19 protein-coding genes are annotated in these 19,821 nt (G+C 69.9%); 12 read left to right on the forward strand and 7 right to left on the reverse strand.

Annotated elements, in window-relative coordinates:
• The first annotated feature begins 28 nt into the window (after positions 1 to 28).
• The 9 genes from LJ657_RS01805 (at position 29) to LJ657_RS01845 (ending at position 9,234) form a co-directional block, all read left to right on the forward strand.
• Positions 29 to 1,177: a carbohydrate kinase family protein gene (locus LJ657_RS01805; protein ID WP_232646312.1), complete on the forward strand. Its 1,149-nt coding sequence runs from the start codon at positions 29 to 31 to the stop codon at positions 1,175 to 1,177.
• A gap of 143 nt (positions 1,178 to 1,320) precedes the next feature.
• On the forward strand, positions 1,321 to 3,480 hold the full coding sequence (locus tag LJ657_RS01810) for a PhoH family protein (RefSeq protein WP_232646314.1): 2,160 nt from the start codon (positions 1,321 to 1,323) through the stop codon (positions 3,478 to 3,480).
• A gap of 13 nt (positions 3,481 to 3,493) precedes the next feature.
• Complete coding sequence (ybeY, locus tag LJ657_RS01815; RefSeq protein WP_030934120.1) at positions 3,494 to 3,991, forward strand: rRNA maturation RNase YbeY; 498 nt, start codon at positions 3,494 to 3,496, stop codon at positions 3,989 to 3,991.
• Entirely contained in the window at positions 3,988 to 5,295 is a 1,308-nt protein-coding gene (locus LJ657_RS01820) for a hemolysin family protein (RefSeq protein ID WP_232646315.1), read from the forward strand. The genes ybeY and LJ657_RS01820 overlap by 4 nt, the downstream gene beginning before the upstream one ends.
• Positions 5,292 to 5,651, forward strand: a complete 360-nt coding sequence (locus LJ657_RS01825) for an MmcQ/YjbR family DNA-binding protein (protein ID WP_232646316.1) — start codon at positions 5,292 to 5,294, stop codon at positions 5,649 to 5,651. Before LJ657_RS01820 ends, LJ657_RS01825 begins: the two co-directional genes overlap by 4 nt.
• Before the next feature lie 19 nt (positions 5,652 to 5,670).
• Positions 5,671 to 6,024 carry a cytidine deaminase-like protein gene (locus LJ657_RS01830; RefSeq protein ID WP_232646317.1) on the forward strand — a complete coding sequence of 118 codons (354 nt, stop codon included), beginning with the start codon at positions 5,671 to 5,673 and terminating at the stop codon, positions 6,022 to 6,024.
• Between the two features lie 203 nt (positions 6,025 to 6,227).
• Entirely contained in the window at positions 6,228 to 6,704 is a 477-nt protein-coding gene (locus LJ657_RS01835; RefSeq protein WP_232646318.1) for a hypothetical protein, read from the forward strand.
• A 141-nt stretch (positions 6,705 to 6,845) separates the two neighbouring features.
• The gene (locus LJ657_RS01840) at positions 6,846 to 8,162 is read left to right on the forward strand and encodes a WxL domain-containing protein (protein ID WP_232646319.1); all 1,317 of its coding nucleotides are present in this window, start codon (positions 6,846 to 6,848) and stop codon (positions 8,160 to 8,162) included.
• Between the two features lie 55 nt (positions 8,163 to 8,217).
• Positions 8,218 to 9,234, forward strand: coding sequence for a WxL protein peptidoglycan domain-containing protein (locus LJ657_RS01845; RefSeq protein ID WP_232646321.1), 1,017 nt, complete (start codon positions 8,218 to 8,220; stop codon positions 9,232 to 9,234).
• On the opposite strand, the gene LJ657_RS01850 is transcribed toward LJ657_RS01845, so the two are convergent.
• Together LJ657_RS01850 and LJ657_RS01855 are read right to left on the reverse strand one after the other, a co-directional pair.
• Positions 9,128 to 9,466 carry a P-II family nitrogen regulator gene (locus LJ657_RS01850; RefSeq protein ID WP_232646324.1) on the reverse strand — a complete coding sequence of 113 codons (339 nt, stop codon included), beginning with the start codon at positions 9,464 to 9,466 and terminating at the stop codon, positions 9,128 to 9,130. The two genes, LJ657_RS01845 and LJ657_RS01850, sit on opposite strands and share 107 nt — an antisense overlap.
• Positions 9,463 to 10,782 (reverse strand): ammonium transporter, encoded by a 1,320-nt coding sequence (locus LJ657_RS01855; protein WP_308117001.1) that lies wholly within the window; start codon positions 10,780 to 10,782, stop codon positions 9,463 to 9,465. Before LJ657_RS01855 ends, LJ657_RS01850 begins: the two co-directional genes overlap by 4 nt.
• Before the next feature lie 174 nt (positions 10,783 to 10,956).
• On the opposite strand from LJ657_RS01855, the gene era reads away from it, so the two are divergent.
• On the forward strand, positions 10,957 to 11,916 hold the full coding sequence (gene era / locus LJ657_RS01860; RefSeq protein WP_232646325.1) for a GTPase Era: 960 nt from the start codon (positions 10,957 to 10,959) through the stop codon (positions 11,914 to 11,916).
• A gap of 103 nt (positions 11,917 to 12,019) precedes the next feature.
• Here era and LJ657_RS01865 read toward each other — a convergent pair whose 3' ends face one another.
• Genes LJ657_RS01865 through LJ657_RS01880 form a run of 4 tightly spaced genes read right to left on the reverse strand, consistent with a single transcriptional unit; the run spans position 12,020 to position 15,997 of the window.
• The gene (locus LJ657_RS01865) at positions 12,020 to 13,273 is read right to left on the reverse strand and encodes an MFS transporter (RefSeq protein WP_232646327.1); all 1,254 of its coding nucleotides are present in this window, start codon (positions 13,271 to 13,273) and stop codon (positions 12,020 to 12,022) included.
• On the reverse strand, positions 13,270 to 14,583 hold the full coding sequence (locus LJ657_RS01870) for a GH1 family beta-glucosidase (RefSeq protein WP_232646328.1): 1,314 nt from the start codon (positions 14,581 to 14,583) through the stop codon (positions 13,270 to 13,272). Before LJ657_RS01870 ends, LJ657_RS01865 begins: the two co-directional genes overlap by 4 nt.
• A 58-nt stretch (positions 14,584 to 14,641) precedes the next feature.
• Positions 14,642 to 14,908 (reverse strand): protealysin inhibitor emfourin, encoded by a 267-nt coding sequence (locus LJ657_RS01875; protein WP_232646329.1) that lies wholly within the window; start codon positions 14,906 to 14,908, stop codon positions 14,642 to 14,644.
• Between the two features lie 21 nt (positions 14,909 to 14,929).
• On the reverse strand, positions 14,930 to 15,997 hold the full coding sequence (locus tag LJ657_RS01880) for a M4 family metallopeptidase (RefSeq protein ID WP_232646330.1): 1,068 nt from the start codon (positions 15,995 to 15,997) through the stop codon (positions 14,930 to 14,932).
• Between the two features lie 320 nt (positions 15,998 to 16,317).
• Here LJ657_RS01880 and leuA point away from each other — a divergent pair, with 320 nt between their 5' ends.
• Positions 16,318 to 18,039: a 2-isopropylmalate synthase gene (gene leuA / locus LJ657_RS01885; RefSeq protein WP_232646331.1), complete on the forward strand. Its 1,722-nt coding sequence runs from the start codon at positions 16,318 to 16,320 to the stop codon at positions 18,037 to 18,039.
• A 354-nt stretch (positions 18,040 to 18,393) separates the two neighbouring features.
• Positions 18,394 to 19,089: a tellurite resistance TerB family protein gene (locus tag LJ657_RS01890; protein ID WP_232646332.1), complete on the forward strand. Its 696-nt coding sequence runs from the start codon at positions 18,394 to 18,396 to the stop codon at positions 19,087 to 19,089.
• An 85-nt stretch (positions 19,090 to 19,174) separates the two neighbouring features.
• Here the strand turns inward: LJ657_RS01890 and LJ657_RS01895 are convergent, their stop codons facing one another.
• Positions 19,175 to 19,618, reverse strand: a complete 444-nt coding sequence (locus LJ657_RS01895) for a DUF6234 family protein (RefSeq protein WP_232646335.1) — start codon at positions 19,616 to 19,618, stop codon at positions 19,175 to 19,177.
• Positions 19,619 to 19,821: the final 203 nt, after the last annotated feature.

Genomic DNA, 19,821 nt, shown 5'->3' on the forward strand with positions numbered 1-19,821 from the left:
TGATCCGCACCATGCCAGGGAGTGCACCGTGAGCGCGTCCAACGGAAAGGGACCATCACCCATCACAGCGGGACCGGAGTGCCAGGCCCAGGTCGACCCCCTGGCCGTACTGCGCACACCGGACGATCCCCCCTGGGACGTGTACCTCACCGGTCCCGTCTTCCTCGACATCATCTTCACCGGGCTCGACTCCGCCCCGGTGCGCGGGACCGAGTCCTGGGCACGCGGGATGGGGTCGAGCCCCGGCGGCGTCGCCAACATGGCCACCGCATTGGCCCGCCTCGGCCTGAAGACCTCCCTCGCGGCGGCCTTCGGCGACGACCACTACGGGGAGTACTGCTGGGACGCCCTGGAGCAGGGCGAGGGCATCGACCTCTCCACCTCGCGCACGGTTCCCGGCTGGCACTCCTCGGTCACCGTCTCGATGGCGTACGAGGGTGAGCGCACGATGGTCTCCCACGGCCACGAGCCGCCCCCCGAGACCGTGTTCAACCAAGGGGGCGCCCCCGACTGCCCGCCCAGCGCGCGTGCCGCCGTCGCCTCCCTCACCCCCGGCAAGCGCGCCCCCTGGGTCGCCCAGGCCGCGAGCAGCGGCACCCGCATCTTCGCCGACGTCGGCTGGGACGACACCGGCGCCTGGGACCTGGCGGGCCTCACCGACCTCGAACACTGCGAGGCCTTCCTGCCCAACGCGGAGGAGGCGATGCGGTACACCGGCGCCGCGACCCCGCGCGCCGCCGCCCACGCCCTCACCGAACACGTTCCGCTCGCGGTGGTCACCCTCGGTGCGGAGGGCGCGTACGCCGTCGACCGGCGCACCGGAGAGACGGCCGAGGTCCCCGCCATCGCCGTGGAGGCCCTGGACCCGACCGGCGCGGGCGATGTCTTCGTCGCGGGCTTCGTCACCGGCACGCTCGCCAACTGGCCGCTGGCGGACCGGCTGGCCTTCGCGGGGCTGACGGCCGCCCTGTCCGTCCAGGAGTTCGGGGGATCACTGTCGGCCCCGGGGTGGTCGGAGATCGCGGCCTGGTGGCGGAAGGTGCAGTCGGTGGCGGGGCAGGACCCGGCGGCTCTCCGGCGGTACGCGTTCCTGGAGCGCCTGATCCCGCAGGGGGAGGCCGCGAGGCCGTGGCCGCTGCGCAGGGCCGTCCCGACGATCGGGTTCCGGTCGGCCTGAGCACCGCCAGGAGTGTGAAACAGTGCCAGCCGAAAAGGCCTACGGCGTTGTCAGCCCCCCGGCGTACCCTTGAAACCGCCAAGCAGCCCACGTGGCTGGCGTGCCGTTTCGAGGAGGACGAGCAAGGCCTACAGAGCCGGCCCATGACTCAGACACCCACAGCTCATACCCCCGCGCAGGGGCAGGCGAGAGCACAGTTCACCGTCCCCGCCCAGCACCCCATGGTGACCGTTCTGGGGTCCGGCGACTCCCTTCTGCGCGTGATCGAGAAAGCCTTCCCGGCGGCCGACATACACGTCCGGGGCAACGAGATCAGCGCGGTCGGCGCCCCCGCGGAAGTCGCCCTCATCCAGCGCCTGTTCGACGAGATGATGCTGGTGCTCCGCACCGGGCAACCGATGACGGAGGACGCAGTGGAACGCTCGATTGCCATGCTCAGAGCAAGTGAGAACGGCGAGGGTGAAGGCCAGGAGACCCCGGCCGAGGTCCTCACCCAGAACATCCTCTCCTCGCGCGGCCGCACGATCCGCCCCAAGACCCTCAACCAGAAGCGGTACGTCGACGCGATCGACAAGCACACGATCGTCTTCGGCATCGGCCCGGCGGGTACGGGAAAGACCTACCTCGCCATGGCCAAGGCCGTGCAGGCCCTCCAGTCCAAGCAGGTCAACCGCATCATCCTGACCCGGCCCGCGGTCGAGGCGGGGGAGCGGCTGGGCTTCCTGCCGGGCACGCTCTACGAGAAGATCGACCCGTACCTGCGCCCGCTGTACGACGCGCTGCACGACATGCTCGACCCGGACTCGATTCCTCGGCTGATGGCGGCGGGGACTATTGAGGTGGCGCCGCTGGCGTACATGAGGGGCAGAAGCCAGCCGCTCTTCACGAATGTCCTAACGCCCGACGGCTGGCGCCCGATCGGCGACCTTCAGGTCGGTGACCTGGTTATTGGTTCGAATGGTGAGCCGACGCCGGTCCTCGGCGTGTATCCACAAGGTGAGAGGGACATCTACCGCGTCACGGCCCAGGACGGCTCCTGGACCCTGGCCTGCGGCGAGCATCTGTGGACCGTCAGGACGCGCGACGACAAGCGCCGTGACAAGCCGTGGCGGGTCCTGGAGACCCAGGAGATGATCGGCAATCTGCGGGCGGCGCACTATCGCCGGTACGAGCTGCCGATGCTGACGGCGCCGGTCTGCTTTCCCGAACGCGAGGTTCCGTTGGACCCGTACGCGCTGGGGCTGCTACTCGGCGACGGTTGCGTCTCGGGGCGCCGTACTCCTTCATTCACCACGGCCGATCCGGAGCTGATCTCGGCGCTGGAGACGGCAGTGCCCGGTGTCAGCGTGCGGTCGCGTGGCGGCTACGACTACCTCATCAACCGGATGCCGACGCCCCGCGACGTTGAGGGAGGCTTGCTGACGCACCCGCTCAAGCAGGCGCTGCGGACCTTGGACCTGCTCGGCAGCAAGTCATACTCCAAGTTCGTGCCGGACGACTACCTGTACAACTCAGCCGAGGTCCGCCTCGCTGTGTTGCAGGGGTTGCTCGACACTGACGGGGGGCCAGTCACGCAGAAGGACCGTACCTGCCGAATTCAGTTCTCAACAGCGTCGATCCTGCTCCGCGACGACGTCGTCTCCTTGGTTCAGTCGCTGGGGGGCGTCGCGTATACCCGGCGCCGCATGGCCGAGGGCCGCAAGCCCGGTTTTGCAAAGGACCGTGATGTGCACCACCGCCGCGACGTCCACATCATCGACATCCGCCTCCCCGAAGGCATCGAGCCCTTCCGCCTCGCTCGCAAGGCGGAGAAGTACCACGCGGCCGGTGGCGGCGGACGCCCGATGCGCTTCATCGACAGCATCGAGCCCGCGGGCCGGGAGGACACCGTCTGCATCCAGGTGGCCGCCGAGGACTCCCTCTACGTCACCCAGGACTACCTGCTGACGCACAACACCCTCAACGACGCCTTCATCATTCTCGACGAGGCCCAGAACACGAGCGCCGAGCAGATGAAGATGTTCCTCACCCGCCTCGGCTTCGACTCCAAGGTCGTCGTCACGGGTGACGTGACGCAGGTCGACCTGCCGAGCGGCACCAAGTCGGGTCTGCGGCAGGTGCAGGACATCCTCGAGGGCCTCGACGACGTGCACTTCTCGCGCCTCACGTCCCACGATGTCGTACGGCACAAGCTGGTCGGCCGTATCGTCGACGCGTACGAGAAGTACGACAGCGAGCACGGCACCGAGAACGGCACCCACAAGGGCGGCCGGGGCAGGCAGTCCGGGCACAAGGGGAAGTAGAAGCAGCGGCACCATGTCGATCGACGTCAACAACGAGTCCGGAACCGAGGTCGACGAGCAGGCGATCCTCGACATCGCCCGCTACGCACTCGCGCGGATGCGCATCCACCCGCTCTCCGAGCTCTCGGTGATCGTCGTGGACGCCGACGCCATGGAGCAGCTGCACATCCAGTGGATGGACCTGCCGGGGCCGACGGACGTCATGTCCTTCCCGATGGACGAGCTGCGTCCGCCGTCGAAGGACGACGACGAGCCCCCGCAGGGCCTCCTCGGCGACATCGTGCTCTGCCCCGAGGTCGCCAAGAAGCAGGGCGAGGAAGCGCACACCCAGCACTCCATGGACGAGGAGCTCCAGCTGCTCACCGTCCACGGGGTGCTGCATCTCCTCGGGTACGACCACGAGGAGCCCGACGAGAAGGCCGAGATGTTCGGTCTGCAGGCGGCCATCGTGGACGGCTGGCGCGCGGAGAAGGGCCTGACCGGTCCGTCCCCGGCCCCGACCGTCTCATGAGTCCCCAGATCGTCGCGGGCGCCATCGCCCTGGTCGTCGTGGCATGGCTCGCCGCCTGCGCGGAGGCGGGCCTCGCGCGCGTCTCCAGCTTCCGCGCCGAGGAGGCCGTACGATCCGGCCGGCGCGGCAGCGCGAAGCTCGCGCAGGTCGCCGCCGACCCGACCCGCTACCTCAACGTGGCGCTGCTGGTCCGCGTCGCCTGCGAGATGGCGGCCGCGGCCCTGGTGACGTACGCGTGTCTGCAGGAGTTCGCCGGCACCACGCGCGCCCTGCTGGTCGCGATCGGCGTGATGGTCCTCGTGTCGTACGTCGCCGTCGGTGTCTCCCCGCGCACCATCGGCCGCCAGCATCCGCTCAACACGGCGACGGCGGCGGCGTACGTGCTGCTTCCGCTGGCGCGGATCATGGGGCCCATCCCGCCCCTGCTCATCCTCATCGGTAACGCGCTGACCCCCGGCAAGGGCTTCCGCCGCGGCCCGTTCGCGTCCGAGGCGGAGCTGCGGGCGCTGGTCGACCTCGCCGAGGCGGAGTCGCTGATCGAGGACGAGGAGCGCCGCATGGTGCACTCGGTCTTCGAGCTCGGCGACACCCTCGTCCGGGAGGTCATGGTCCCGCGGACCGACCTGGTCGTCATCGAGCGGTACAAGACGATCCGTCAGGCGCTGACCCTCGCGCTGCGCTCGGGTTTCTCGCGCATCCCGGTCGCCGGGGAGAGCGAGGACGACATCGTCGGGATCGTGTATCTGAAGGACCTGGCCCGCAAGACGCACATCAGCCGGGACGCCGAGAGCGAGCTGGTGTCGACGGCCATGCGGCCCGCGGCGTTCGTGCCCGACACCAAGAACGCCGGGGATCTGCTGCGCGAGATGCAGCAGGACCGTAATCACGTCGCCGTCGTCATCGACGAGTACGGCGGCACGGCCGGCATCGTCACCATCGAGGACATCCTCGAGGAGATCGTCGGCGAGATCACCGACGAGTACGACCGTGAGCTGCCGCCGGTCGAGGACCTCGGCGAGGACCGGTACCGGGTCACCGCCCGCCTGGACATCACCGACCTCGGCGAGCTGTACGGGCTCGACGAGTACGACGACGAGGACGTGGAGACCGTCGGCGGTCTGCTCGCGAAGGCTCTGGGCCGGGTGCCCATCGCCGGGGCGTCGGCCGTCGTGGAGGTGCCCGACGGGCGCGAACTCCGGCTGACCGCGGAGGCCGCGGCCGGCCGCCGGAACAAGATCGTGACCGTGCTCGTGGAGCCCGTGGATCCGGCGGATCCGCCGGAGGGGGAGGCGAAGGAGGAGTGAAGCCCGAGGAACTGCGTGGCTTGTGCCTGTCCTTCAACGCGGCGGTGGAGGACTTCCCCTTCGCCCCGGACATCTCGGTCTTCAAGGTGCTGGGCAAGATGTTCGCCCTGAGCTGGCTGGACTCCCGTCCCCTCACGGTCAACCTCAAGTGCGACCCGGAGGACGCGGTCCGGCTCCGCACCGAGCACGAGGGGCTGATCATCCCCGGCTACCACATGAACAAGCGCCACTGGAACACCGTCACGGTCGACGGCGGCCTTCCGGACCGGCTGGTCAGGGAGCTCGTCGAGGACTCGTACGACCTGGTGGTGGCGGGTCTGCCACGGGCCGAACGCCTCCGCCTCGACCGTTCCTGAGCACACGTATGCTCGGCCCATGACCGACAGCAACGCGCTCGACCCCGAGGACCGCAAGATCGTCACCCTGGCCCGTTCCGCGCGGGCCCGCAACGGTGTGCCCGAGGGGGCTGCCGTACGGGACGAGACGGGCCGTACCTATGTCGCCGGGACGGTCGACCTGGTCTCGCTGAAGCTGAGTGCGCTGCAGACGGCGGTGGCCATGGCGGTGGCGTCCGGGGCGAAGTCCCTGGAAGCGGCGGCCGTGGTGACGGACGCCGAGTCGGCCTCGGCTCAGGACCGGGCCGCCGTGCGGGATCTGGGCGGGGCGGGGACGCCGGTGCTCGTCGCCGGGCCGGACGGAACGGTACGGACCACCCTCACGGCAGGCTGAAAACCGGCCGCTTCAGAGTCGTCCTGAATTCACCCTTGCCGTTTCTTCACCTCACGGGCATCAATGGAACCGGTAGTTCCGACGGACCGTCAGATTCACCCCCCACCCGGCGCCCCGCACCGCGCCGGCCGGCTGTCCGTCCGGACCTCTCCCATCCATCCCCACATGGCAGTTCCCAGCTTCGGGAAGGGAGCCGGATCCCCATGAGAGCCAAACGGATAAGTACAGGTGCGGCAGTTGCGGTGGGGGCCCTCGCGGCCGCCTCGCTCGCATTCGCGCCCAGCGCCCTCGCCGTCACTCCGCAGTCGGCGACGATCACCGCCGACTGTGGAAGCTTCGGCGGCGGAGCGGCCACCCTCACGGCCACCCAGGACGGCACGTCGGCCACGTTGACCCTCACGTCGTCCGCCATCACCGCCCCCATCGCCCTGTCGGCGGACTCGATCTCCTCCACGCTGACCATGGTGAAGGCGAGCGGCGGTACCACCGCCTTCACCGGCACCAAGAACCCGGCGATGGCCGCCGGCGACCCCGTCACCGTCGGCCCGCTCTCCGGCACCGTCGCCTCCGGCGACAGCCTGGAGGCGTACGGCGGCTCGCTGCAGATGACCGTCTTCGGTATCACCATCACCTGCACCGCGACCGCCGCGCAGTCGCCGGGACCGTTCGTGTTCGACTGAGCCACGATCGATGGACCGTCAGTTCCTGGCAGACGCACAGAAACTGACGGTCCATCAGTTCATTTCGGCTTCTCCATTGACTTCTCACGCAATGCACACATCAATGCCCCCAGTGAGCGCAGAAAAGAAGGGGGCACACCCATGGGTTCGACAACCCGAAGACGCCGCTGGGCGTCGCTGCTCGGCGGGACCGTGCTCGCGGTCACCGCGGGTGGTGCGCTGGCCTGTCCGGCCGGAGCCGCCACCAACGTGGACTTCGCCACGCACTGCATCCCGCCCGCGGTCGCGGGCATCCCGCCGATCGACGGTACGACGACCGCCACCATCGAGGTGGACAACACCAGCCCGAAGGTCGGCGACACCGTCACCGTCACCTACACCGTCGTCAAGCCCGCCGCCAGCAACCCCACCGCCATCGCCCTGCCGGCCGACATCATGACGCCCACCGGCAAGGTCGCCCTCGGCGGTGCGCAGACGGGGGACGTGACGGTCGCCGGGCCCAAGAAGAACGACCCGGTGCCGGGCAACGGCGCCTTCCCGTCGTTCTCCATGACCGGCACCTTCAAGGTCACCGCCGCCGGATCGATCACGCTCTCGCCCGGCGACTACAACATCCACACCAGCTACATCCTGGAGCTGGACACCCCGTGCACGGTGACGAATCCGCCCGCCCCGGTCTCCGAGACCATCACGGCGACGGACGCCACCCCCGCCAACAACCGTGCCATCTCCCTGGGTTCGGCCTCGGGCAACGCCGGTGCCGGCGTCACCGTCACCGGCAGCAACTTCACGCCTGGCGCGACCGTCACCCTCGCCGGACGCTCCGGCGACACCCAGACCGCGGACACGGCGACGGCCACCGCGGGCACCGACGGCTCCTTCAGCGGCTCCCTCGTCGTCAACGACAAGACGACGACGGGGGTCGTGGCGTACGAGGGAAGCGAGTGGAGCGCCGGCAAAGGGGCCGGGCCCGCGGCCTACGTCGTGAAGGACACCACTCCTGTTCCCGACGGCAGTCAGAAGGTCACGACAACGGTGAAGGCGGGCACGCTGTCCATGTCCCAGGCCGGGGACTCAGTCGCCCTGTCGGCGGTCGACTTCGGCAAGGGCGGGGCCTCCACGGGCGCGCTGAACACCGTCACCGTCAAGGACTTCCGCGGCGGACCCGCGGGCTGGTCCCTGACCGGCAAGGTCACCGACTTCACCGGTCCCGGCGCCAAGATCGACGCCGGGAAGCTGAGCTGGACCCCTGCCTGCGCCACCAAGGCGGGCAGCCCGAGCACCTGCAGGGCCGGTTCGGCGGGCACGGTGGGCAGCTCGGGCGCGACCCTGGCTTCCACCCCCAACGGCACGCTGACCGGCGGCGAGTTCACGGCGGACGCCGGGCTCTCGCTGGACGTACCGGCGTTCACCCCTCCCGGGTCGTACGCGGGCGTGCTCACCCTCACGCTCAGCTGACCGTACGGGCGTCCGCACCCGCCCGGCCATCTCATCCACGTGGGGGTCCGCACCGATGCGCAAGCCGTACGTCCTCCTCCTGGGCCTGTTCCTGGCCCTCTTCGCCGCGCCCGCACCCGCGCACGCCGCCGACAACGGCAGCTGGTCCGTCTACCCGGCCTCCTCGAAGGTCGCCGCCCGCCCGTACTTCTACCTCTCCGCCGACCCGGGCACGATGATCGAGGACGAGGTGGTCGTCGCCAACAAGACCGCCCAGCCACTGACTTTCCGCCTCTACGCCGCCGACGCCTACAACACCCCCCGCGACGGAGGTTTCGCCGTCAGGACGGTGCAGGAGAAGCAGCGGGGCGTCGGCGCCTGGGCGAAGCCCGCGAGGTCACGCGTGACCGTCCCGGCGCACGGCAAGGTCACCGTCCCCTTCACACTCCGCGTGCCCGAGGGCGCCGAACCGGGCGACCACCCGGGCGCGCTCGTGGCCCTCGACGAGCGGATCGACAAGGGAGACGGCTCGATCGCGCTCGGGGTGCAGCGCGCCGTGGGCGCCCGGGTGTATCTACGGGTCGGCGGCCCGACCCTCCCCGCCATCGCCGTGGAGAACGTCCACGTCGTCCACCACCAGCCGCTCGTTCCCGGCCTCGGCGACAGCACCGCGACGATCTCGTACACCCTGCACAACACCGGCAACGTCACCCTCGACCCGAAGGTGGAACTGCGCGCGGAGGGCCTGTTCGGCCGTACGCTCCTGGCCCGCGACCTGTCCCGCGCTCCCTCCGAGCTGCTGCCCGGCCAGCGCGTCCACCTCACCGAACCCTGGCACGGCGCGCCCCAACTCGACTGGGGCGACGTCACGTTGACGGCGAGCGCGCAGGACACGCGGGAGTCGGCGAGCACGTCGTTCTTCGCGCTGCCGTGGCTGGTGGCGGTGATCCTGCTCGTGGGGGTGGCCGGGGGAGCCGTACTCGTGATCAGAGCGCGTCGGGGCCGCGCTCTCCCGTCCGTACCCGTACGACCGTCTCGACGGGCAGCGCCCACACCTTCCCGTCCCCGATCTTCCCCGTCTGCGCGGCTTTGACGATCGCGTCGATCACGGCGTCCGAGTCCGCGTCCCCGACGACGACCTCGATACGGACCTTGGGGACGAGGTCGACCTGGTACTCGGCGCCGCGGTACACCTCGGTGTGGCCGCGCTGCCTGCCGTACCCGCTGGCCTCGGTCACGGTCAGACCGTGCACGCCGAGCTCCTGGAGGGCCGTCTTCACCTCGTCGAGGCGGTACGGCTTGACGATCGCGGTGATGAGCTTCATGCGTGGTTCTTGACCTTCTGCGTGGGGGAGAGGACGGAGGACGAGACCGGGGCGCCGTGGCCCAGGACGCCGTGATCGTATGCGGTCTCGGCGTGCACCGTAAGGTCCAGGCCCTTGTGCTCCTGCTCCTCGCTCGCGCGGAAGCCCATCGCCTTGTCGAGCAGCTTGCCGATGCCGTACGTGACGAGGAAGGCGTATGCCGCCACGACGACCACGGCCACCAGCTGCTTGCCGAGCTGGGCGAGCCCGCCGCCGTAGAGAAGACCCTCGGTGGAGCCGGTCATGGCCTTCTCCGCGAAGACGCCGATGAGCAGGGTGCCGATGATGCCGCCGACCAGGTGGACCCCTACGACGTCGAGCGAGTCGTCGTAGTTGAGCTTGAACTTCCAGCTCACGGCGTACGAGCAGACGACGCCGGCGGCGAGGCCGACGACCAGGGCGCCGAGGAGGGAGACCGAGCCGCAGGAGGGGGTGATCGCGACCAGACCGGCGACCGCGCCGGACGCGGCGCCCAGCGTCGTCGGGTGGCCGTCGCGCTTCTGCTCGACGAAGAGCCAGCCGAGCAGACCGGTGCAGCCGGCGGCGAGGGTGTTGAGGAAGGCGGCCGCGGCGAGACCGTTGGCGCCGAGGGCGGATCCCGCGTTGAAGCCGAACCAGCCGAACCAGAGGAGGCCCGCGCCCAGCATCACCATGGGCAGGTTGTGCGGACGCATCGCGTCCTTCTTGAAGCCGAGCCGCGGGCCGAGGACCAGGCAGAGGGCCAGGCCCGAGGCGCCGGAGGTGATTTCCACCGGGAGTCCGCCCGCGAAGTCGAGGGCGCCGAGGCGGTGCGCGATCCAGCCGCCGGGGCCCCACACCCAGTGGGTGACGGGAACGTATACGAGCAGCGCCCAGACGGGGACGAAGACCAGCCAGGCGCCGAACTTCACCCGGTCCGCGATCGCGCCGCTGATGAGCGCGGCCGTGATGATCGCGAAGGTGAGCTGGAACGTGGCGAAGAGGAGGGTGGGCACGGTGCCCTGCACGCTGTCCGGGCCGAGGCCCGCCATGCCGGCGTGCTTCAGCCCGCCGATGAGCCCGCCGCCGATGTCGTCGCCGAACGCGAGGGAGTAGCCGCACGCCAGCCACACCACCGTGACCAGGGCGATCGACACGAAGCTCATCATCAGCATGTTGAGGACGCTCTTCGTGCGGACCATGCCGCCGTAGAACAGGGCCAGGCCCGGTGTCATCAGCAGGACGAGGGCGGTCGCGGCGAGCAGCCAGGCGGTGTCGCCCGCGTTGATCTGCGCGGCGTGTGCGGCGGCGAGGGGCACGGTTGTCTCCAACGGTGTGGGGGCTCGTCAGAGGGTCACTGCCGTGCGTTTCCGGTTGTGCACGGGTGTGTTTCCGTGATGTTTCGTTGCGTCGGTGTTTCCTGGATCTCACAGCGTGGGCGGCGGTCGTTCGGTTGTGCGGCGGGGCTCTGTGGATCAGGGAGAATGGGCGCCATGAGCGTTCGCAGCCAGTCATCCAAGCCGTCTGAATCGTCGGAGGCTTCCCACCGCGCCGGCTTCGCCTGCTTCGTGGGCCGCCCCAACGCGGGCAAGTCCACCCTTACGAACGCTCTGGTCGGCCAGAAGGTGGCGATCACCGCCGACCAGCCGCAGACGACGCGGCACACGGTACGGGGGATCGTGCACCGGGAGGACGCCCAGCTGATCCTGGTCGACACCCCTGGGCTGCACAAGCCGCGCACGCTGCTGGGCGAGCGGCTGAACGACATCGTGCGCACCACCTGGGCCGAGGTCGACGTGATCGGCTTCTGCCTGCCGGCGAACGAGAAGCTCGGCCCCGGTGACCGCTTCATCGCGAAGGAACTGGCGTCGATCAAGAAGACGCCGAAGATCGCGATCGTCACGAAGACCGACCTCGTGGACAGCAAGACCCTTGCGGAGCAGCTCATCGCCATCGACCAGCTCGGCAAGGAGCTGGGCTTCGAGTGGGCGGAGATCGTGCCGGTGTCGGCGGTCGCCGGCAAGCAGGTGGACCTGCTGGCCGATCTGATCGTCCCGCTCCTGCCGGAGGGGCCGGCGCTGTACCCCGAGGGCGATCTCACCGATGAGCCCGAGCAGGTCATGATCGCGGAGCTGATCCGGGAGGCGGCACTGGAGGGCGTCCGCGACGAGCTGCCGCACTCGATCGCGGTGGTGGTGGAGGAGATGCTGCCGCGTGAGGGGCGGCCTGCGGAGAAGCCGCTTCTCGACATCCATGCGTTCGTGTACATCGAGCGGCCGAGCCAGAAGGGGATCATCATCGGGCCGAAGGGGCAGCGGCTGAAGCAGGTCGGTATCAAGAGCCGGAAGCAGATCGAGGCGCTGCTCGGTACTCCGGTGTTCCTGGACCTCCACGTCAAGGTCGCGAAGGACTGGCAGCGGGACCCGCGACAGCTGCGCAAGCTGGGGTTCTGACCTTTTTCGCCCCCGCCGCCCCTGCCTCTGCCGACCCGGGGGCCCGGCCCCGGGACCCCCGCTCCTCAAACGCCGGAGGGGCTGATTTTTCAGGGGGCGAGGTTCAGTCCACCCCCCTGATCCGCCCCACCAGCACCGCTCCCGCCAGCCCGATCACCGCCGCCACCAGGTACAGCACCCGGTAGCCGCCGAGATACGTCACGATCGGTGCGGCGAGGGCGGGCGCCGCGACCTGGGGCAGGGCGTTGGCCACGTTGATCACGCCCAGGTCCTTGCCGCGGTCCAGCGCCTTCGGCAGTACGTCCGTCATCAGCGCGAAGTCGACCGAGGTGAAGACGCCGAAGCCGACCCCGAGCACCGCCGCCGCGACGACCGCGCCCGGCCAGGTCTGCCAGCCCGCCAGCGCCGCCGTGGCCACCGCCATCAGCAGCCCGGACCAGATCACGAACGGCTTGCGCCGCCCCACCCGGTCCGACCACACCCCGCCCACGACGACCGTGGCGAGCAGTGTCACCCCGTTCACGGCCGTAAGGATCAGCACGCCCTGCTCGGGGTCGCCGTAGTGGAGGCGGTCCCGCAGGTAATAGAGCAGGTAGAGCAGCACCAGGGCGTTGCTGAGGTTGATCAGGAACCGGGTCAGCCAGGCCCAGCCCAGGTCCGGGTAGCGGCGTGGACTGAGCCAGAACCCGGTGACGAAGGGCCGCCACTGCCACGCCGGGCGGTCCGCCGCCGCCAGCCGCAGGTCCTCGTAGCGCACGACGTACGGCAGCACGCCCACCACCGTGAACACCGCGCATGCCGCATATCCGGCCCCGACGCCCCCGGCCACCGTCGCGAGCCCCGTCCCGCCGACCACGCCGAGGATCTGCGCGGCCCCCAGCCAGCCGCCCACCGAGCCCCGTTGGAGCCGCGGCACCCGGTCCGGCACCGCCGCCGTCACCGCCGCGAACGCCGCGTTCAGCGTCAGCTGGACCAGGCACCAGCCGGCCGCCATGGTCCACACGCCGCCCGCGCCGGCGAGCAGCAGCAACGACAGCGCGCCGCCCGCCGCCCCGGCCACGATCCATGGCGTACGGCGGCCGCGGCGGGACGTCGTCCGGTCCGAGAGGGCGCCGAAGAGCGGGTTGGCGACCAGGGACACCAACGCCCCGGCCCCCGTCACCCACGCCAGCATCGTCTCCTTGGACATGCCGGAGCCCGGTGCGAAGTCCCTCGCCTGGGAGGCCAGCAGGATCTGCAGGGGGCCGTACCAGCCCACCCAGATGGCCCCGTTGGCGAGCGAGAGGGCGGCCGTCCAGCCGCGGCCGACCCGTTCGACGGGCTCGGCGAGCGCCTCCGTGGGCCGGGTGGCGGTCATCTCTGCGCCCGCAGCACGTCCCGGAACCAGGCGTACGAGGCCTTCGGCGTCCTCTTCTGTGTCTCGAAGTCGACGTGCACCAGCCCGAACCGGCGCTCGTACCCCTCCGCCCACTCGAAGTTGTCCAGCAGTGACCACACGAAGTACCCGCGCACGTCCACACCCGCCTCGACGGCCTTGTGCAGGGCCCGGAGGTGGCCGTCGAGGTAGGCGATCCGGTCCTGGTCGTCGAGGCCCGGATACGAGCAGCCGTTCTCGGTGATGACGACGGGCGGGAGGCGGTCGCCGTAGCGCTCGCGGAAGCCGGTCAGCAGTTCCGTCAGACCCTCGGGGACCACGGGCCAGCCGAAGTCCGTCACCGGGACGCCCTCGATCTGCCGTACCGAGAAGGGGAGTTCCGCCGGGATGGTCAGCCCGCCGAACTCGATGTCCTCGCCCTGCGGGGCGCCCACCCGGGTCGGCGCGTAGTAGTTGACGCCGTACCAGTCGAGCGGTTCCGCGATGACCTTCAGGTCGGACTCGACGTCGCCCGGCATCAGCTCGCCGATGCCCTCCGGGTACCGGCCGAGCAGCAACGGGTCGGCGAACAGGCGGTTGAGCAGCAGGTCGTAGAAGCCCGCCGCCTCCAGGTCCGCGCTCTCCTCGGACGCCGGCCAGGTCGGCCCGTGCGAGTTGGCGATCCCGATGTCGGTGGCGCCGGACGCGCGCAGGGCCCGTACGGCCAGACCGTGGGCCAGCAGCTGGTGGTGGGCCACCGGCAGCGCGTCGAAGAGGAGTTGCCTGCCGGGCGCGTGAGCACCGAGGGCATGCCCCAACAACGTGTGCTCCGCGGGCTCGTTGATGGTGATCCACTTCTGTACGCGGTCGCCGAGCCGCTCGGCCACCACCGACACGTACTCCGCGAAACGCGAGGCCGTGTCCCGCTCCAGCCAGTCCATTCCCAGTGGGAGGTCCCAGTGGAAGAGGGTCGGTGCCGGTCGTACGCCCGCCGCGCACAGCTCGTCGACGAGACGGTCGTAGAAGTCGAGGCCGCCCGTGGAGCGGACCCGCGGCCAGGAGATGGAGAAGCGGTACGCGTCCACGCCGAGGTCGGCCAGGAGCGCCACGTCCTCGCGGTAACGGTGGTAGTGGTCGCAGGCCACCGCCGCGGTCGAGCCGTCCTTCACCCGCCCCGGCTCGGCCGTGAAGGCGTCCCACGCGGACGGCTCGCGTTCGTCGGCAGCGCCCTCGATCTGGTGGGCCGAGGTCGACACGCCCCACAGGAAGCCGGCCGGGAAGCGGGGTATCGGGTTGCCTGCATCAGAAGCCATGGGCGGGATCATCCTTACCGGCGGTAACGGAAGTCAACGCCCAGGAATGAACTGCCGGTTACGCCCCTTCCTTCAGTACCCGGCTGATCAGTTCGCGCTGCTCGTCCGTGAGCCGGGGATCGGCCGCGTACACCGTCTTCCCGTCCACCGTGATCTCGTAGCTGAAGCCGTCCGGCACCCCGACGGGAGGCGTGCCCCGGCCGGACGCGAGAGCGCGCTCGGCCAGGGCGTGCCACTCCTGGGCGTCGGGCCGGCCCGAGGTGTCCACCTCGGCATGGCGCTCGATACCCGCGAACCCACCCGTACGCCTCACCTGAATACGCATGGGGCCCTGTCTAGTACGGAGTCACAGGATCCGCACCCCGACCTGTTCCCACGCCTTCTGTACGGCCTGAAGTTCCTCGCCCTCGTTGAAGCGGGCCTTCGCCGCGGCGACCGTGAGCTTCGCGAAGTCGTTGAACAGCGCCTGCGAGGACAGCTCACCGCCGGTCAGGACGTCGTACCAGATCTGCCCGGCCTTCTCCCAGGCGTGGCCGCCGAGCGCCGAGGCGACCAGGTAGAACGCGTGGTTCGGGATACCGGAGTTGATGTGGACGCCGCCGTTGTCGCGGCCGGTGCGGACGTAGTCGTCCATGGTCCCGGGCTGCGGGTCCTTGCCGAGCACGTCGTCGTCGTAGGCGGTGCCCGGTTCCTTCATGGAGCGCAGCGCCTTGCCCGTCACGCTCGGGGCCAGCAGGCCCGCGCCGATCAGCCAGTCGGCCTCGGCGGCGGTCTGGCCGAGCGTGTACTGCTTGATGAGCGAGCCGAAGACGTCGGACATCGACTCGTTGAGGGCGCCCGGCTGGCCGTAGTACGTGAGGTTCGCGGTGTGCTGGGTGACGCCGTGGGTCAGCTCGTGGCCGATGACGTCGATCGGGATGGTGAAGTCGAGGAAGATCTCGCCGTCGCCGTCGCCGAACACCATCTGCTCGCCGTTCCAGAAGGCGTTGTTGTACTTCTCGTCGTAGTGGACGCTGGCGTCCAGGGGCAGGCCGTCGCCGTCGATCGAGTGGCGCTGGTACGCCTTGAGGTAGAGGTCGAAGGTGGCGCCGAGGCCCGCGTAGGCGCGGTTGACCGTGGCGTCCTTGACCGGGTCGGCACCCTCGGCTCGCACCTTCCGGCCGGGCAGGTCGGTCTTGTGCCCGGCGTCGTAGACGGTGCGCAGCGGCTGGTCCGACGGTGCCTTCGTCGTCGGCGCGGCCGCGAGGCCGAACTCGGTCGTCACGCGGCGGCGGCCGCGCAGCTCGCTGTCGCGCATCAGGGTGCGCCGGGCGGGACCGGAGAGTGCGGGGTCGTCGTGCCGGGCCAGCTTGTCGAGGACGTGTGGCGGTACGACGGTGCAGAAGACGGGCTCGAAGCCCCCGTTGGTCGTCATGCCCGGCACCCTTGCACTGAGTTATGCCGGTGTCACTACCCGCAACCATGATTGGTGAAATATACGGACAGGGAACCACACGCTCCGTGACGAAGTGGTATAGCGCACTTTTTGTCCCTTTTATCTTGCGGGTCCCGCATACTGATACGGCGCCCCGCATCCGAAGAGGCTCGGCTAGCATGCTTCGCATCATGCGTTTCGGGCTGCTTCTCCTTAGCTGCCGCGGCGAGGGCCTGTAGTCCAGGTCGACTCCCTCCCCGCGGAGCTTGGCGTTGCGTCGTCGGCCGTCCTTCCGGACACCCTGAGGAGCCCGAGTCATCATGGCGAACCGCCAGCAGCCCAGCACCATGCCGATCCACAAGTACGGCCGGTACGAGCAGGTCGACATCCCCGACCGCACCTGGCCCGAGAAGCGGATCACCCAGGCCCCCCGTTGGCTGTCGACCGACCTGCGTGACGGCAACCAGTCCCTGATCGACCCGATGTCGCCCGAGCGCAAGCGCCGGATGTTCGACCAGCTGGTCAAGATGGGCTACAAGGAGATCGAGGTCGGTTTCCCGGCGTCGGGCCAGACGGACTTCGACTTCGTACGCTCGATCATCGAGGAGCCCGGGGTCATCCCCGAGGACGTCACGATCTCCGTGCTGACCCAGGCTCGCGAGGACCTGATCGAGCGGACCGTCGAGTCGCTGAGGGGTGCCAAGCGCGCCAACGTCCACCTGTACAACGCCACCGCGCCGGTCTTCCGCCGGGTCGTGTTCCGCGGCTCCAAGGACCAGATCAAGCAGATCGCCGTCGACGGCACGCGCCTGGTCATGGAGTACGCCGAGAAGCTGCTGGGCCCGGAGACGGAGTTCGGCTACCAGTACAGCCCCGAGATCTTCACCGACACCGAGCTGGACTTCGCTCTGGAGGTCTGCGAGGCGGTCATGGACGTCTGGCAGCCCGGCCCGGGCCGCGAGATCATCCTCAACCTGCCCGCCACCGTGGAGCGTTCGACCCCCTCGACCCACGCCGACCGCTTCGAGTGGATGGGCCGCAACCTGTCCCGCCGCGAGCACGTCTGCCTGTCGATCCACCCGCACAACGACCGCGGCACCGCCGTCGCCGCCGCCGAGCTGGCCCTGATGGCCGGCGCCGACCGCGTCGAGGGCTGTCTGTTCGGCCAGGGCGAGCGCACCGGCAACGTCGACCTGGTCACCCTGGGCATGAACCTCTTCTCGCAGGGCGTCGACCCGCAGATCGACTTCTCCGACATCGACGAGATCCGCCGTGTGTGGGAGTACTGCAACCAGATGGAGGTCCACCCGCGCCACCCGTACGTGGGCGACCTGGTCTACACGTCCTTCTCCGGCTCCCACCAGGACGCCATCAAGAAGGGCTTCGACGCGATGGAGGCCGACGCGGCGGCTCGCGGGGTCACCGTCGACGACATCGAGTGGGCGGTCCCGTACCTGCCGATCGACCCGAAGGACGTCGGCCGCTCCTACGAGGCCGTCATCCGCGTCAACTCGCAGTCCGGCAAGGGCGGTATCGCGTACGTCCTGAAGAACGACCACAAGCTGGACCTGCCCCGCCGGATGCAGATCGAGTTCTCCAAGCTCATCCAGGCGAAGACGGACGCCGAGGGCGGCGAGGTCACCGGCGGCGACATCTGGGCGGTCTTCCAGGACGAGTACCTGCCGAACCCCGAGAACCCGTGGGGCCGTGTTCAGGTCAAGAACGGCCAGTCGACGACCGACACCGACGGCGTGGACACGCTGCGGGTCGAGGCGACGGTCGACGGCGTCGACACGGTCCTGGCCGGCTCCGGCAACGGTCCGATCTCCGCCTTCTTCGACGCCCTGCAGTCCATCGGCATCGACGCCCGCCTGCTGGACTACCAGGAGCACACGATGAGCGAGGGCGCCTCCGCGCAGGCCGCCTCCTACATCGAATGCGCGATCGACGACAAGGTCCTGTGGGGAATCGGCATCGACGCGAACACGACGCGTGCGTCGCTGAAGGCGGTTGTCTCGGCGGTCAACCGAGCCGCCCGCTAGGACCTGGCGTCAAAGGTGATGTCGTCCGCCCGAAGGGCGGGCCGCGCGGCGTCCGGTGCGTGCAGCTGCAAGGGGGAGTCGACGCGGAGCGTCGGCGACTGACGACAACGCGGCAGATGTGCGTGCCAGACGCCGCGCGGCAGGCGGCACCTTTGACGCCAGGTCCTCACCCGTCTGACCGGGCGTTTCGGGGCCTTGACCGCCGTATACGGCGGTCAAGGCCCCGATGCTTATCGGCCATCTGTTCGTGGAGGTCACGGAAAGGTCTCGTCCAGGGTGCTGACTACGCCTCACCGATGTGGCTAACATCACGGGCACCGCGACGATGATGCCGCGGTGTGAAGGAGGTGCGACGTGCTGCCAGTACGGGGACGAAACGGCCGAGCCGCCAGGCCTGCGCGCCTTCTGGGGACCCGCACCGCGTGGACACCCGTCGGAGACGGCGAGTTCTTCTGCCCGGGCTGCGGGGGCGACCGCAACTACCAGCGCCTGACCGGCCACCGTCGCTTCATCCTCCTCGGGGTGCCCGTGCTGCCCCGCGGCGAGACCGCGCCGGTCGTCGAATGCGCCGCCTGCCGCCGCCACTTCGGCACCGACGTCCTCGACCACCCCACCACCACCCGCTTCTCGGCGATGCTCCGCGACGCCGTCCACACCGTGGCGCTCGCGGTGCTGGCCGCGGGCGGCACCTGTTCCCGTACGGCCCTGGAGGCCGCCGCCGGCACGGTCCGCGCGGCCGGCTTCGACGACTGCACCGAGGACCAGCTGAACGCGCTCGTCGAGGCGCTGGCCGCGGACACCGGCCGGGTCTACGGCCAGTCCTGCGGCGCCGGACTCGCCATAGAGCTGCACGAGGCCCTGGACCCGCTGGCCCCGCATCTCGCCGCGGTCGGCCGCGAGTCGATCCTGCTGCAGGGCGCCCGCATCGCTCTCGCCGACGGCCCGTACACCCCGGCCGAGCGCGACGTCCTGTCCACGGTGGGCGCGGCGCTGACCATCTGCTCGGACGACGTGACGAGGCTGCTGGCGGCGGCGCGTACGCCGTCGTAGACCCGGACTTGTGGCGGCTGAGGCGGTGGCCGTCGGCCTGACCTCGGCGGCCGCTACGGGTGCTGAGCCGCACGGCTGTGGTGGATCACCGGCGCGATGCGGCCGTGTGTCCGGATACGGACGAATCGGCCCGGGCACCGCGGCCCTCGTCGAGCTGTGCGCCGCTCACGGCGACGAGCAGTACGGCGATGCCGGCCAGCACCTGCAGACAGGTGCTGACGACGGCGCCTAGCCGGTGGAGCAGAGCGGCGGTCAGCAGCATGACGCCGCCGGCGATGCCCACGTACTGCCAGTCGGGGGTGAGGTGGATGCCGGAGTTGTCCGCGCCGGGATCGAACGGCTGCCAGCCGCTGTAGTCGATGCCGATCAGGACGGCCACCACGGCACCGATGGCATCGAGGACAAGCAGCCCGACGGCCAGGGCGATGTCCCCGGCGATGGGCAGCCACTGGCGTCCGGCCCGTGGCGGCGGCACATTGGCACCGCGGAAGTGCGGGAGGCCGAGGGGTCGAGGGACGGGATCGGTCATGGGCACAAGCTTTCCCTGGAAGGCGGGGCCGGTCCTGAGTACCTGTACTCAGGCCCCGGCGTCGTGCGGACCGCTGCGCGTGCCGGTGGAGCCCGCAGTACTCCCCGGGGAGTAATCCCGCGACCGTGCCACCCCCGGCAGTACCCCTGAACTCGCCCTCACGCCCGACGAACCGTGCCCCGAGCGCCGGGAGTCTGGAAGCG

The sequence above is a fragment of the Streptomyces guryensis genome, from assembly GCF_021261325.1.
Taxonomy (GTDB): Bacteria; Actinomycetota; Actinomycetes; order Streptomycetales; family Streptomycetaceae; genus Streptomyces; species Streptomyces guryensis.